Origin of the sequence: Flavivirga sp. 57AJ16, assembly GCF_028736925.1 — a bacterium.
In the GTDB taxonomy this organism is placed as follows: Bacteria; Bacteroidota; Bacteroidia; order Flavobacteriales; family Flavobacteriaceae; genus Flavivirga.
The window spans coordinates 46,483-61,149 of the sequence record NZ_JAQZAT010000008.1 but is presented as its reverse complement, the minus strand read 5'-3'; the positions used below and the strand labels follow the sequence as shown (position 1 = coordinate 61,149).

The following is a 14,667-nucleotide window of genomic DNA, read 5'->3' as shown; positions in this document are numbered from 1 at the left end:
GACTTTCAAGCACGGTTCTGTGAGAGGCTTAGGGTGAAAATCCCTTTGCCTACTCGACGCCGAGACGTTGGCACACATTTGAGAAATGACATTAGTAATTGGACGAATAACTCAAGGAATTTTAAGAATCGATAGTGATTCAAAAATTACTAATCCGAAAATAGCATCTAACCGAAATAGTATTTTTTCTGGTTTATTAAAAACTATCATTCTACACCCAAGACTTTGCGTTTCATATGCTGGAGGAGTTGACACAGCTCAAGAAGCAATAGAACAAATTTATAAACTAAAAGAACTGACTATTGGGAACGTTAAAAAGTTACTTATTGAGATAAACAAAGAATCTAATTATGAGACAGACTTTTTGATTGGCTCTTTAGAAAACCAACCTTTACTTTGTAAAATCTCGAAGGGAGAAGTTAATCCGTCAAATCAAAATCATTGGATTGGAGATAGTCTTGGGTTCAATGCTTTTCAAAGAAACTTTGTTTCAAACCTAAAAAGTACTGAACCAAAACACATTCTGGACGTTCACTCAAAAGCATTTGAAAACGTTGTTTCAAGTGGAGCAATTGAAAGTATTGGAGGATTCCATATTACAGTACATACTACTAAAAATGGACTTGAATACTTAATGAAAATGACTATGTCTATTGGACAACCGACCTCAATGACTGTTAAAGCTAACCAAGCTGTTCCAATTCCTTTTGGCGATGCAAAAACTGGTGCTTTTTCATATTGCTATCTAATATCAAGCAATCCTTTTCATCCTGCAATCGGAATACACTTTCCTATGGGTAATTTTGGAACTTTATATTATCCTCGATTGACAAGAGAAATTTTGATATTAAAAAATGTTGACCCTTTCGAGTTTGCAAAACGAGTAAAAGAAGACTTTAAAATAGATTTAACAGGAATGGTTAAAAACGGAGATTATATGACAATGATTTAAATAAAAAAACGTGTGCCAACACCGGTAGCCGTTGCACAACTCATAATTTTAAATAAAGTAATAAATTTTGATAACAACGAAAAATCATAACTCATTTAAAATCAACGAATTGTTGTTTTGAAGGCAAAAATAATTAAGCAGGAATTAGAGTGTTTTATAGTTGTGCAACAGCCACACTGGCTATAATTAATTGCTTGTTCTCGCCTACTTCTGAAAATCCTCGCGGACTATCTGTCTGTGATTTAATTGCTAACTTTAGTGCTTAAACACGCAACGAAATCATACACAAACACGTTGTGTGTAATGTCGAACGAACATTAAAATTACATTAAAAATCAGTATTTTCACGATATGAAATCAGAAATAATAAAATCACTATCAAATAATTTTGAAGACCATTCTCAAACTACCGAAAACGGTATTGAATTTTGGTTTGCGAGAGATATACAGCATCTTTTAGGCTATTCAGAATGGAGGAATTTTCAGAAAGTAATAGTAAAAGCAAAAACATCTTGCGAAACTACTGGAAATGATATTTTAGACCATTTTGTTGACGTCAACAAAATGGTAAAACTTGGTTCAGGAAGTGAGCGGGAAATTGATGATATTATGTTAACAAGATACGCTTGTTACTTAATAGCACAAAACGGAGACCCAAGAAAAGAACAAATAGCCTTTGCTCAAAATTACTTCGCGATACAAACACGTAAGTTTGAGGAAATTGAAAAAAGGATAAAAGACTGGGAAAGACTTCAAGCGAGACAAAAACTTACACTATCCGAAAAAGAACTTTCTGAACTAATTTACGAACAAACTGGTAACGATAAGAATTTTGGATTAATAAGAAGTAAAGGAGACCAGGCTTTATTTGGAAAAACTACCCAACAGATGAAAAAGAAATTGGGAGTTCCCAAGGGAAGAGCACTTGCGGATTTCTTACCGACAATAACAATTAAAGCCAAAGATTTTGCAACAGAAATAACTGTCTTCAACACAAAAGAAAAAGGGCTTTCATCTGAAAGACAAATTTCTGCCGAACATATTACAAATAATCGTGGTGTTAGAAATATCCTTTTAAAACGAGGCATAAAGCCAGAGGATTTACCAGCAGAAGAAGATATTAAAAAACTGGAGCGAAGAGTGATTTCTGAACCGAAGAAACTTGGAAAAAACCCAGATAAACTTAAGTAAAAAACACTACACACAACAATGGTAGCCGTTGCACAACTCATAATTTTAAATAAAGTAATAAATTTTGATAACAACGAAAAATCATAACTAATTTAAAATCAACACGTTGTTGTTTTGAAGACAAAAATAATTAAGCAGGAATTAGAGTGTTTTATAGTTGTGCAACAGCCACACAGTATATAAAAAATTGCTATTCTGTGCTTAACCAAAGTTAGTTGCTTTGTTTGCTTAGTGCTGATTTTCCTTCGGAAAATCCTCGCTCACAAACATGCAACTTTCCATATACATAAACGTTGTAATTAATGCGGAAACAAAATGACGCTAGAAGAAAAAATTAAGTTTTTAAAAGAAAATATAGAGCCAATCGATGACCAGATTTATGGAAATGGATATCGAGCATCAGCATATTTGACTGATGGAACTTATATTCCTTGTGTTCGTTTTAGAAACCCAAAACCACTAACTGAACTTGCAATTAGAAGATTTGACGAGGAGCGAAAAGGAAAAGGAATTTTCAGTAAAAGTTCGGGGTTTGGATATGAAGATATAGTAGAAAGTTTTGTAGCGAAAAAAAACTCAATTAATGAATACGATATTGATAGAATAGAAAAAAGCCCATTTGCTTTTCCAAAAGATATTCTTGGAAAAATTCGTGGTGAAACTACAATGTCGTGGACAGGATTTTGTGTAAAAATGAATGACGGAAAAACATTCGGATTTGGGTCGAGTTTTTTATTTGATTTTTTTCAAATGCCCGAAAATTATGCTGCAGATGATATTGCGGAAATTATAAATCATAGCTATATTTCCAAAGATGGAACTATTAAAGAACATAAAATCGGATTTTCAAGCCAACGAGCTGATTATGATTTGAGCCTAATTCATAGAGAAAGACCATTTTTTGACTGTTACATTAGAGGATTATAATTGCGAAAAGCACTATTTACAGTCGAGTAGACGGGTGACGACCTAACGGTCGCCACTGCGCCTCTCACCCCCCCCCGCATCAAGTGCGGGGGGGGGGGGTCTCGTATACGGCGGTTCGTAAATCATCACACCAAAGCTCTTTTCACCCTTGAAACTATCCTCTAGTTTAAGCATAGGCTATGAATCATCATTCCTATGCGAATTTTAAAGAGAATTACGTTCGGTCCTTCGCTGCTTGTGAGACCTCTGATTTTGATATCTGCTCGTTTCCAACAACTACTATGACCTCTGCTGATTGAAAATGACGTCTTTAGCGTTACTTCTCCTTTATGCCAACTCGTGACTTTGGAGATCTCCCCAGGTAATGGCATCTTCTTTATTCACACATTCTTACTTTATATTATAGAGTTCATGATAACGCTTCGCTAAATTCACTCAATCACTGCCGTATCTACATAAATACCCTTTTGATAATCTTTTGGGCGTTACAATGATGTGCTTGCTTACCCGAGTCATTATGCCTCTGTATACGGTTTCTGCTTGGCCTGTCCTGAGCTTGACTCAGGGTCAGTACCGAGTTTTGTAGTCTCGCTTTCTTCAGATAAAACCTCACGGTTTACACCCCTGCGCATAAGGGACTTGCACCCTCTAAATTAATTTCCTACTTTCACGTAAGAGAAAGATGCCCATGCTGGCCACACACAACGGCTATAGTACATACCCTGCGGGATACACACCACAGCCACACCCTTGGCTATAATTTGGATATGATTCGTTTTTTGATGCATATTTACACCAAAAATAAAATTATGTCAAGACAAAGTATATCATTTACAAAGCCGAATGATGAGTGGTTAAAAGCCCAAGTAGACAATAAAGAATATTCAAGCAAAAGTGAGTTGGTCAACGACTTGATTAGACAAGCCCGAAAACAACAAGTTCAAATTAACTGGATTCGAGCTAAACTAGAAAAAGCTGAAAACAGCGGATTCACGAATGACAGTAAAGAAAGTATTTTAGCTCAAGCAAAGTCTTTGCAAAATGGCTAAATACAAACTGACGAACGAAGCAAAAAATGACTTGATTCGGATTCACCTTTACGGAGTTTAAAAATTTGGGATGACCCAAGCCGATAAATATTTCGAATCGTTTTTTGAATATTTCGACATTATTACTGAACGACCTTTTTCCTTTGAATCAATGGATTACATAAGAAAAGGATATAGACGATGTGTTTGTGGAGTTTATAGTATTTATTATAAAATCAATGAAAACGTTGTCGAAATAATGGCAATGGCAATAGTCGGAAGACAAGATATGAGTGAAAATCTATAACTGAACTAACAAAAAACTGTTGTCAATAACAATGAACTAAAATCAGAATCTTTTTAAGTTTATTTTTTAATGATTAGAATTTGGAACTGGTTTGTTCCTTTACTTAATACCATTTTCACTTTTTATTGGCATTTTATACCACAGAAAAAATTCATTGAAATTAATAAAGTAAAAACGCTGCATAATAGTCCTAAGGAAGTTCGGTCAAAAGGGCCGATATCCTATTCTCGTTTCCTTTTGTTAGCTTCGGGCAATAGACAATCTACCCTAACCCAGCTCACCTACTTATAGCCAAAACTGTTAAAAGAACCTGCAAAACATCATATCATTTTCAAGAATTCCGACATACTACCAAACGTCATAGTAGCCTCAGCTTCTAACTCATTATTATAATCATGCGCTGTAAACCCAAAAACATCAAAGCCGCCACGCTTGGCAGCTTTTACACCTGTCAAACTATCTTCAACAACCAAACATTCACTAGGTTTAAACCCCATCGTTTTGGCAGCCCATAAAAAAACGGCTGGATCTGGTTTCCACTTTTTGATAGTATAACAGCTAAAAATATTATTTCCAAAAAATGGCAATAAACCGGTAAGCTCTAAATTAAGTCGGATTTTATCTTCTGGGCCGCTAGACGCCGTACAATAGGGTAATTCCAAGTGTTGTAATACCGTTTTAATACCCTCAATGGCTTGATACTTTCTTTAAAGGCCTTAAAGCTTTTCGCTCTATAATCTGCTTCAAATGTTTCCGGTAATGGTTTTCCTATTGAGGTTGAAACTACGTCCATACAGAAACTAAACGACTTTCCTTTAAACAGGCTCGCTGCGTCTTCCTCTTTAATATTTGCTCCCAACTCATTAGCCATATTTACCAAAGCCCTGGCAGCTATTGTTTCGCTATCTACCAATACACCATCGCAGTCAAAAATAACGCATTTGTATTTGCCCATAAATAAACTTTCTAATACTTAACAATCTCAAATTCACTACGCCTATTTAATTGGTGCTCTTCATCGGTACAATCCAGCATAGGACATGGTACAATAGGATCTAATTCTCCAAAGCCCTGGAACTTCATTCGCCGGGCGTTAACAAAACCTTCCAATGCTAAATAATTTCTTGTGGCCTCTGCACGTCTTTCAGATAAAATCTGATTATAACGTACCGTTCCCCTACTATCTGTATGCGAGCTTATTTTTAAATAAATATTTGGATATCGTTCTAATTTAGCTGCCAATTCATCTAATATCTTTTTAGAATCTGCCCTGATATTCCACATGTCAAAATCAAAATAGATAGGAGCTAATTGGAAAAACAATTTACCATCTCTTTCAACAACAGGGGGTCCTTCAAGATCGGTTAACAATTCAAATCGCTTGGGATCTTCTTCTTTTAGTTTTTTATCAATTTTCTTTTCTACAATAATTTCCTCAACGGGATCTACTGGCGGCGGCGGTGGGATTTTCTTTAAATAAAGCACATGTTTTTGGTCTTGCTCTTCAACAACCGTTACGTTTAATGTATTGGGTAAATAAGCATCATTTTTAGCTGCAAATTCATAACTATCCGCTAGTAAATTCATATTGAAAAAAGCTAAGGAGTCTAAGGTATTGGTATACTTTTCAGTACCTTTCTTATCTTTTAATACCACTTCTGTATTTGGAATGTATGCTTTTGTTTCAAGATCCCTTACTTCAAACCTATTAATATATTCCCTTATAAAAATTTCCCCAGTTTGTTTAAACTTGAAAATATCATCGTTCTTTTTATTTCTATTTGTAGAAAAGAATCCTTCCTTAGCATCGTAATAATTTAGATTAAAATCATCATATCTAGAATTGATAGGCACACCTAAATTAATAGGCTTTGTAAACGTATCGTTAACACGTTCTGAAACAAAATTGTCTAACATCCCCAATCCCAAATGACCGTTAGATGCAAAAAACAAATGACCTTGTTCTGATATGAATGGAAAATGCTCTCTATTTTTGGTATTAATAGTTTCTCCCAGATTAACTGGTTCGCTAAAAGTTCCGTCTACTTCAATAGTTACATAATACAAATCAAAACTACCATAACCGCCTTCCATATCTGATGAAAAATAGAGCTTCTTTTCATCTGGGCCCAACGCTGGATGCTGATAAGAAAATCCATTTTTATTAAATGGTAACTTCTCCAATTTGCTCCATGTACCATTGGTTAGAGTGGTTTTATATAAATGAATATTGTTAGCGGACTGCTCATTAAATTCTTTCTTTCCATCTGTATAATTGCTTCTTGATATATAAAGGGTATTTCCATCACTCGTAAAACAGAAATTACCTTCATGTAATTTAGAGTTTATTGTTTTTGTAAGTGATTTAACGCTTCCTATCGTATCATTATTTTCATTCACCTTTACCGCGTAGATATCAAGAAAAGATTGATGTGTCCATTTATACTTTTTTCTTAAAAGCTGTTTATTATCCCTATCGGAAGTAAAATAAACACTATCGTTAAATTTCACAGCCCCAAAATCGGATGCATCAGAGTTAAATTGAGCCTTTTTAATCTTATAATCCGGGCTTTTTAATTTAAATGCTTCTATAATTTCAATAGCTTCTGCTTTATTTAAAGAAATTGAGTCGTTTTCTTTATATTGTTTAAAATATTCTAAAGCTGCTTCATAGTCTCCTAAAGCTGATAATACCTGATATAATTTAAAATTATAGGTATTGTGATACGTTTTATCCTTATCAATATATTTCCCTTTTACTAATTGCTTAAGGTATCTCGATGCCAAACGATATTCGAATATATTGTAATAGCAAACAGCGATGTTTTCTATAGTTTTTTTGCGGCGTTCTTTTTTAAGTTCTTTCTCATAATATTCAGCAGCCTTTATATAATCCCCTTTTAGAAAAAACCGATCTGCCATCGTTTTTTTTTGTGCGAATGACATCTGTGCTATCAATAAAGCTATGACAATGAAAGTTGTTTTTTTTATCATAATTAATAAAATCTTGGAGATGAATACTTTTTACTTAAGCCTAACACATCAAACTTATACAACAATATAAATTCATGACTTCCATTATTAAAAGTTTTTAATTTGCTGGTATTAAAATCGTAAGCATATCCAACTTTTAAATGCGGGGTAATATGAATACCTGCCAAACCAGAAATGGCATCCTGATACCGGTAGGACGCCCCTAGTTCAAACGTGTTCCGATAAAGAACATTCGTAGATATATCGAACGACAACGGTGCTCCCGTAACATACTTAACCACTGTAGATGGTTTTAATTTAAATTCGCTATTAATATCAAACACATAACCTCCAATTAAAAACACATGAGGTTTGTCTTTATACAAGATGCCATTATCAGCATCTAAATCGCTCGGAATAAGGTTGGGTGATGATAGCCCCACATAATAATTATCGTGAAATAAAAAGGCTCCAGCGCCAATATTTATGACCGTTTTATTTGAATTTTGAAACAAGGGATCGCCACTAACATTACTGCCTAAACTACTAAAATTTAAATGGTCGAATCCCATTTTAATACCAAAAGACAGGTTCAGATCATTCTTAATATTAATTTTATATGCTGCATTGATATTAAATATATTTTCGCTAAGGTTTATCTTCCCTCCTATATTATCGTTTAAATAGTTTACTCCTAGCTCGATTTTTTCGCTTAAAGGAATATTCGCAAATAAATTCGCCGTTTTAGGTGCTCCTTCTATACCAACCCATTGCGTACGATACAGACTCCCCACTTGTACCATACTGGGCTCGTTAATCATATAACCCGGGTTTACTAGCCCCATGTTATACATATATTGAGTATACTGGGCTTCTTGTTGGGCATATGCAGATAGACCGCATATTATAAATACTATAAATATTTTAATTTTCATGCTATAAATGGCTTATTATCTGCTTAAATAAAAATTTCCTTGAATAGGAGCAGTGACTCCGTCTTTCGGCTCGAACACATAAAAATAGACTCCAGATGGCAATGCTTCTCCAATGGTTAACGACACATTAGAAATGCCTTCAAAAAGCCGTGTATTCCTATTTCCTTTATAAACAACAGTCCCAAACCTATTGTAAATGTTCAATTCGAAATTTGGAAATACAGTAGGTAGGCCACATAAATCAAAGTCATCATTTTCACCATCGCCATTAACAGAAATACCATCTTTAAAACAACGCTCACAATCCGCATGATTTAATGGCAAAACGGTAACTATTATTTGTACTTTTTCCGACTCACAATGATCACTATCCAACGCAGACACATAATAATCTTCGCCATCTATTAAAACAGTTCCCAATGGCAGTGGATTTGTTGAAGTTGCTGTATCGTACCAATTAAAATCTATGCCATTACTTGCCTGAAGATCTGAAACTGTAGCACCTTGATTAGCGCAAAACGTTTGATTGGTGGTTGTTGGAAGTGGAACTTCCACTACCTCTATTGAAATTAGGGCCGTACTCAAACTACAGGACGAATGCCCTTGAATCCCATATTGAAATCCATACGTTCCTGCTGTTAATTGAGAGACATCCAACAAGCTTCCCGAAAGGGCATTTGTAGTATCTAAATCTACAAATGTACCTCCCAAATCTGCTGTAGTACTTAAATAATCAACCAAATCTATTTGTAAATCTGAACGACATACCGAATATAAACCACTACTTCCAGCACTAGGGCTTTGGTGGAGCCTAACCGTAATAGTTGCTGAATTACCAGTACACATCACAGTACCAGTACCATCACTATTATCGGGCACTGTATAGATATAATCTCCAGCATCAGAGGATGTAGGGTCGAACATCGCATTATGATCCGTAGTAGTGAATCCGTTTGGTCCAGACCAGGTTCCAGTGGTATTGGGACTCCCTCCCAAGCTATCAAATAAATTAAAAGTTGAATTTGTATTACAAACATCTATGGTCGTACTGATACCAGATTGATATGCTTCATACACCGTAAAAGATAAACTGGCGCTATCTACACAATTATTTGAAGTGGTCGTACTATATAAGTAATTAAATGTTTGCTGACCATCTACATTTGGTAAAGTAATCGGGTTTATAACAATACTTCCCGTTGATAGATCGACCCAAGTCCCTAATGGTCCTTGATAAATGGGATCATCAATACCATTTGTCGTTAATAAAGTAAACAGGTCCAATGGACTGGCTATGGTTGGATCCGTTTCACAAAACTGCAACCCTGAAGTATCTTCTCCTGCGTAGTTTTTAGGATGAATAGTGAGCGTTACCAGAGCACGTTCTTCATTACAAAACCCGCTTAGATCAACATTAGGGGCGCAAATATCCGGGTTATAATCTAGCGCTTCAAACGAATCTGAGCTACAGTTATATTCCGGATAAACCACATATTCAAAAACATAAACCCCTGGATCTGCATTTAATAAATTAACGGTTCCTAATGAAGAATAGCCTAACGAAGGCGTACAAGGATTATCAGAAGTATTGGATACCAAACCTAAATCTGACGGACCGGAAATAAAATTCCAATCTGTACAAGAACTTCTATTATAATCGAATAAAACACCGTTCTCTGTGGTGAACTCTAATTGATCATATAAATTTATTGAAGCAGGCATGGAAACATCATCTTCACAAAACTCAAACGGATTAGTGGTTTGTTGGCTAAAAGGCCTCAGATATTCATATATTTTAAAGCTGACCGTAGAAGCGGCATCCCCACAAACTCCAGAGCGTTGATCTACCGAATAAGTGAAATTGACTTCTCTACATCCAAACTTTGGATTGCCAGATACTATTTGTTGATAAACACTTCTTATATTAATCTCTGAATCTGCCGGCGAAGTTATTTGTCCAAACAGATCTGCTTCCCAAACACCTTCAAGATCTTCCAGTAATAAGAATTGGTTATCGCTTAAGTCTATATCTGCATCATAATTTCCGTTTAATATATCCGTTTCACAAATACGTTTATTTTGGGCAAATCCAGAAAATACCTGTCTAACAACCGAAACGTTCACATCTGTTTCCACAGTAAAATTGCAGGGTCCAAAACCTGTTACGCTATAGGTAAACTCAAAAGTTTCTTCATCCACCAAAGGCGGTCCCTGTTGGTATGGAATGGTCACGGTTAAATTAGAGCCTACTAAACTCACAAAATTAGGACTACTCCCATTATATCTCCATGTACCATTAAGGTGCGGGCTGGGAATGGATTCTAAAGCCTGAAAGAGATCTATATCCGAAACTATGCTACATGCCTGCGTTGGTGTAGAACCTCCATCACAAATTTCTATATTTATATCATCTGCATTAATTACTGGCAGTGCATTACCGGAAAACGGTCCTAAAATCAAGTTAAGCGTTATCGCGGGACCGCTACTACAACTGGCATTATTAATTGTAAATTGATAATCGGTTGTCGTTCTTGAGACATTTGTTAAATCCCATAAGTGTAGATCTCCAGTTGTTTCATCAAGTGCAAAACTAAAATTAGGGTCAAACCAAGCACCAGTTGCCAGAGAAATGGGTGGGCCTCCAGATACGGCATTATATTCATCGTACAAATTAATAATACCATCAGGAGTGCCGTCGCTATCACCATCAACGATGGTCATATCACAAATAACAATGGTTTGAGGCGGATCACACTGGGCTTGAATTTTGATCAGGGGCGAAATTATTAGGGCTAAAAATAGTATTCTTTTCAATATTTTGTGAGTTTTTAAATTAATAGCAAGATAATTATTTCAACGAACTAACAGGTAGACAATTAACTAATTTTAAACAGATAAATAATACAGCAATAGGTTACGGAACGTATGCTCTTTACAACGACGAAAATATAATTGATCAAGGAGTAGAATTAGAGACCTGAAGTAGTTTTCCATTGTAATATTTACTCCCATTAAGTGAAAAATCAAAAATATACTGTGCCATTTCCAAGGCTGTAATCGGTGCTTCATACCCCGGAAAAGCGGCTTCCAACATTTCGGTTTGTACTGCCCCTAAAGCTAAAACGTTAAAACTTGGTCCTGTTTCTTTGTATTCTTCTGCTAATAATTCTGTTAAAGTTATGACGGCCGCTTTACTCGAGCTATAGGCACTTAGCCCCGGAAACTTTATACTCCCTTGCACACCACCCATCGAGCTAATCGTTACAACATGGCTATGACGCTTCATAAAAGGCAATGCCATTCGGATCATTTCTGAAACTCCAAAAACATTGGTTTTATATACTTTCTCAAAATCCACCATTGAAGTTTCCGAAAAAGGTTTATTAAGCAAAGTCCCTGCATTATTAATTAAAATATCTACGTGGCTCCAATGAGAAGCCATATAGGTCTCTACTTTTTTATAATCATCATTTTTACTTAAATCAAATGACAAAAATGTCACATTTTTTAACCGAAGGTTTTCTATGGGTTTACTGTTTCTGGATAATGCCAACACATTATGACCTGCTTTAGCAAATAGCTGAACCAACTCGAAACCTATACCTCTACTTGTTCCCGTTATAATAATGTTTTTACTCATCGTTCATTTTTATTTCTTTTGTTTTGGCATTAATCATCCCTTCTAAGGCTGGAATCATTTTATTTATAAAAGATGTCATATGTTCAAAATCCATTTTATCGGTTTCATCGTCTACATGGTGGTAATAATCAAAGTTTGTAAAATCGAAAGTAGATATAGCTTGAGCTGGCATCTTAAACTCCTTAAAAAAAGGATAGTTATCAGAGCGCATAAACAGATTATAGGCTTTGGCTTGTGGTAAAAAGCCAACGATCTCTTCTTTTGCATAATCATTTAGTTTTTCTGCCATGTTGGATTTTTTATATCCTGTAATATAAGCCATCGTTTGATTTCCTGCTCTAGTCACCCCTATCATCTCAAAATTAATCATGGTATATAAATGAAGTGCTTCGCCTTTTAATCGTTTTGCTAAATGACCAGAACCTTTTAGCCCCATTTCCTCGGCGGCATATAGTGTAAATAAAATACTCCGTTTATTGCTTTTTGATTTAGAAAAGTACTTGGCCCATTCTAAAACGGCCACCGTGCCAGAGGCATCATCATTGGCCCCATTAGCAATACTATCTCCATTTACAGGTTCTATAGTTCCTATATGGTCGTAATGAGCGCCAAGTATAACAAATTCGTTTTTCAGTTCCGAGTCATGTCCTTCTAGATATCCCACAATATTATAACCTACTATGTTATCTAAATTAAAGCTGTCCCTATAAGTTTCATAATAAGGTGCCACCTTATTTTCTTTAAAATAGTTTTCGATAAAAACAGCTGCTTTTTCAATGCCTGGGCTTCCGGTATTTCTTCCTTCTAAAGCATCGGAAGCCATATATTCCAAACTCGCCTTTACATCTTCTTTTAAAACTGTTGTTTTTTTAGAAAGAGGTGACATGCTTTCTGTATCCACTTTTGCTTCCGAGGTCTTTTTTTGCGAACCACAACTTAAGAGCGTTATAGTTATTATAATATTTAATAGTTTTTTCATTGTGAACTTTATTAAGTTTTAAAGATAAAAAAAACCTGTTTCAAACAAATGAAACAGGTTTTTTGTTTTATGAAAAGATTCCTGTCTACGCAGGAATTTATTACACGAGCATCGTTACCGGGTTTTCAATATACTCCTTTAATGTTTGAAGAAATTGTGCTCCGGTAGCGCCATCAACAGTTCTATGATCACAGGCTAAAGACAGCTTCATAGTGTTTCCAACAACTATTTTGCCTTCCTTAACTACTGGTTTCTCAATAATATTTCCTACGGAAAGAATGGCTGAATTTGGTTGATTGATAATAGACGTAAAACTTTCTATCCCAAACATGCCCAAGTTAGAAACCGTAAATGTACTGCCTTCCATTTCGGCTGGTGTTAATTTTTTGTTTCTGGCTTTTCCTGCAAGATCTTTAACTGCTGCCCCTATTTGTGGTAACGATTGCTCGTTAGCAAACTTAACCACAGGAACTACCAACCCATCTGGAACAGCAACTGCTACTCCAATGTGAACATGGTTATTTAAACGCATTTTATCTGCGAACCATTGCGAGTTTACTTGTGGGTGCTGTTTTAATGCTAAAGCACAAGCTTTAACAACGATATCATTGTATGATATTTTTGTATCTGGAATAGAGTTGAATTGTTTACGGAATGCTATAGCATTTTCCATATCGAACTCTACATTTAAATAATAATGTGGCGCAGTAAATTTTGAATTTGTTAATGCCTTAGCAATGGCTTTACGCATTTGGGAATTAGTAACCTCATCAAAATCTTCTTGCCCTGTTGGGACAAATTTGCCAACGGATGCTCCTGAAGAAGCTGGTACAAAATTCTCAATATCTTGTTTAATGATGCGGCCATTTTCCCCAGAACCTTGAACTTGAGATAAATTAATACCTTTTTCTTTTGCTATCTTTTTAGCTAATGGAGACGCAAATAATCGCCCGTTATTTGAAGACGGTACAGGTGTTGGTATACTTGGCTTCGCAGCCTCTTTTTTTACCTCTGTTTTTGGAGCCTCTTTTTTAGGTGCTTCTTTTTTAGGTGCCTCTTCCTTTTTTGCTGAACCTGAACCTACTTTAAAGTTACTTGCAACATCTGCAACATCAGTTCCTGCAGGGCCGATAATAGCCAATAGGTCATCTACTTTTGCAGATTCTCCTTCTTGCAATCCCACATGAAGCAATGTGCCTGCTTGAAACGATTCAAACTCCATAGTAGCCTTATCTGTTTCAATTTCAGCTAATATATCACCTTCTTCAACGGTATCACCTACTTTTTTGAGCCATGTTGCAACGGTGCCTTCTTCCATAGTATCACTTAAACGTGGCATGGTTACAACAATAACGCCTTCTGGCAGCGCCACTTCGCTTTCTGCCTTATCTTGAGATGCTTCATTCTCGTTCTGAATGGCATCATCTGTTTTTTCGTCTTCAACGGCTTTAGATGCACTTCCACCTCCATTTAGCAAATCATCTATATCTTCGCCTTCTTCACCTATGATCGCTAAAAGCTCATCTACTTTAGTTGTTTCCCCTTCTTGAACACCAATATGTAGTAAAGTGCCTTCGTTAAAAGACTCAAACTCCATAGTTGCTTTATCCGTTTCTATTTCTGCTAGAATATCGCCTTCTTCAACTTTATCCCCCACTTTCTTTAACCAAGCCGCAACTGTTCCTTCTTCCATGGTATCGCTTAAACGCGGCATATTAATTACTATAGCCATAGT

At 35.7% G+C, this 14,667-nt stretch carries 13 protein-coding genes; 5 read left to right on the top strand and 8 right to left on the bottom strand.

Features of this window, described 5'->3' with window-relative positions; all coding sequences use genetic code 11:
* The first annotated feature begins 85 nt into the window (after positions 1–85).
* The 5 genes from PQO00_RS10185 to PQO00_RS20335 all read left to right on the top strand — a co-directional run bounded on the left by PQO00_RS10185 (position 86) and on the right by PQO00_RS20335 (position 4,405).
* Complete coding sequence (locus PQO00_RS10185) at positions 86–952, top strand: hypothetical protein (RefSeq protein WP_274184749.1); 867 nt, start codon at positions 86–88, stop codon at positions 950–952.
* Positions 953–1,303: 351 nt separating this feature from the next.
* Complete coding sequence (dinD, locus tag PQO00_RS10180; protein WP_274184748.1) at positions 1,304–2,143, top strand: DNA damage-inducible protein D; 840 nt, start codon at positions 1,304–1,306, stop codon at positions 2,141–2,143.
* Positions 2,144–2,458: 315 nt separating this feature from the next.
* Positions 2,459–3,070, top strand: coding sequence for a hypothetical protein (locus PQO00_RS10175; protein ID WP_274184747.1), 612 nt, complete (start codon positions 2,459–2,461; stop codon positions 3,068–3,070).
* 809 nt (positions 3,071–3,879) lie between these two features.
* Positions 3,880–4,119, top strand: coding sequence for a type II toxin-antitoxin system ParD family antitoxin (locus PQO00_RS10170; protein ID WP_274184746.1), 240 nt, complete (start codon positions 3,880–3,882; stop codon positions 4,117–4,119).
* Positions 4,120–4,189: 70 nt separating this feature from the next.
* Positions 4,190–4,405 (top strand): type II toxin-antitoxin system RelE/ParE family toxin, encoded by a 216-nt coding sequence (locus PQO00_RS20335; protein ID WP_337992836.1) that lies wholly within the window; start codon positions 4,190–4,192, stop codon positions 4,403–4,405.
* 320 nt (positions 4,406–4,725) lie between these two features.
* On the opposite strand, the gene PQO00_RS10165 is transcribed toward PQO00_RS20335, so the two are convergent.
* The 8 genes from PQO00_RS10165 to PQO00_RS10130 form a co-directional block, all read right to left on the bottom strand.
* Complete coding sequence (locus PQO00_RS10165; protein WP_274184745.1) at positions 4,726–5,067, bottom strand: HAD-IA family hydrolase; 342 nt, start codon at positions 5,065–5,067, stop codon at positions 4,726–4,728.
* The gene (locus PQO00_RS10160) at positions 5,007–5,360 is read right to left on the bottom strand and encodes a hypothetical protein (RefSeq protein ID WP_274184744.1); all 354 of its coding nucleotides are present in this window, start codon (positions 5,358–5,360) and stop codon (positions 5,007–5,009) included. Before PQO00_RS10160 ends, PQO00_RS10165 begins: the two co-directional genes overlap by 61 nt.
* 11 nt (positions 5,361–5,371) lie before the next feature.
* Positions 5,372–7,399, bottom strand: a complete 2,028-nt coding sequence (locus PQO00_RS10155) for an OmpA family protein (protein ID WP_274184743.1) — start codon at positions 7,397–7,399, stop codon at positions 5,372–5,374.
* 2 nt (positions 7,400–7,401) lie between these two features.
* Complete coding sequence (locus PQO00_RS10150) at positions 7,402–8,313, bottom strand: type IX secretion system membrane protein PorP/SprF (RefSeq protein ID WP_274184742.1); 912 nt, start codon at positions 8,311–8,313, stop codon at positions 7,402–7,404.
* A 15-nt stretch (positions 8,314–8,328) separates the two neighbouring features.
* Entirely contained in the window at positions 8,329–11,127 is a 2,799-nt protein-coding gene (locus PQO00_RS10145; protein ID WP_274184741.1) for a gliding motility-associated C-terminal domain-containing protein, read from the bottom strand.
* Positions 11,128–11,269: 142 nt separating this feature from the next.
* Positions 11,270–11,953: an SDR family oxidoreductase gene (locus PQO00_RS10140; protein ID WP_274184740.1), complete on the bottom strand. Its 684-nt coding sequence runs from the start codon at positions 11,951–11,953 to the stop codon at positions 11,270–11,272.
* Entirely contained in the window at positions 11,946–12,932 is a 987-nt protein-coding gene (locus PQO00_RS10135) for a M20/M25/M40 family metallo-hydrolase (RefSeq protein ID WP_274184739.1), read from the bottom strand. Before PQO00_RS10135 ends, PQO00_RS10140 begins: the two co-directional genes overlap by 8 nt.
* 100 nt (positions 12,933–13,032) lie before the next feature.
* Positions 13,033–14,664, bottom strand: coding sequence for a pyruvate dehydrogenase complex dihydrolipoamide acetyltransferase (locus PQO00_RS10130; RefSeq protein ID WP_274184738.1), 1,632 nt, complete (start codon positions 14,662–14,664; stop codon positions 13,033–13,035).
* Positions 14,665–14,667: the final 3 nt, after the last annotated feature.

Excerpts from the sequence above, each read along its gene's own strand:
- PQO00_RS10185 (WP_274184749.1), top strand. The coding sequence starts at position 86 with ATGACATTAGTAATTGGACGAATAACTCAAGGAATTTTAAGAATCGAT.
- dinD (WP_274184748.1), top strand. The coding sequence starts at position 1,304 with ATGAAATCAGAAATAATAAAATCACTATCAAATAATTTTGAAGACCAT.
- PQO00_RS10175 (WP_274184747.1), top strand. The coding sequence starts at position 2,459 with ATGACGCTAGAAGAAAAAATTAAGTTTTTAAAAGAAAATATAGAGCCA.
- PQO00_RS10170 (WP_274184746.1), top strand. The coding sequence starts at position 3,880 with ATGTCAAGACAAAGTATATCATTTACAAAGCCGAATGATGAGTGGTTA.
- PQO00_RS20335 (WP_337992836.1), top strand. The coding sequence starts at position 4,190 with ATGACCCAAGCCGATAAATATTTCGAATCGTTTTTTGAATATTTCGAC.
- PQO00_RS10160 (WP_274184744.1), bottom strand. The coding sequence starts at position 5,360 with ATGGGCAAATACAAATGCGTTATTTTTGACTGCGATGGTGTATTGGTA.
- PQO00_RS10155 (WP_274184743.1), bottom strand. The coding sequence starts at position 7,399 with ATGATAAAAAAAACAACTTTCATTGTCATAGCTTTATTGATAGCACAG.
- PQO00_RS10150 (WP_274184742.1), bottom strand. The coding sequence starts at position 8,313 with ATGAAAATTAAAATATTTATAGTATTTATAATATGCGGTCTATCTGCA.
- PQO00_RS10140 (WP_274184740.1), bottom strand. The coding sequence starts at position 11,953 with ATGAGTAAAAACATTATTATAACGGGAACAAGTAGAGGTATAGGTTTC.
- PQO00_RS10135 (WP_274184739.1), bottom strand. The coding sequence starts at position 12,932 with ATGAAAAAACTATTAAATATTATAATAACTATAACGCTCTTAAGTTGT.
- PQO00_RS10130 (WP_274184738.1), bottom strand. The coding sequence starts at position 14,664 with ATGGCTATAGTAATTAATATGCCGCGTTTAAGCGATACCATGGAAGAA.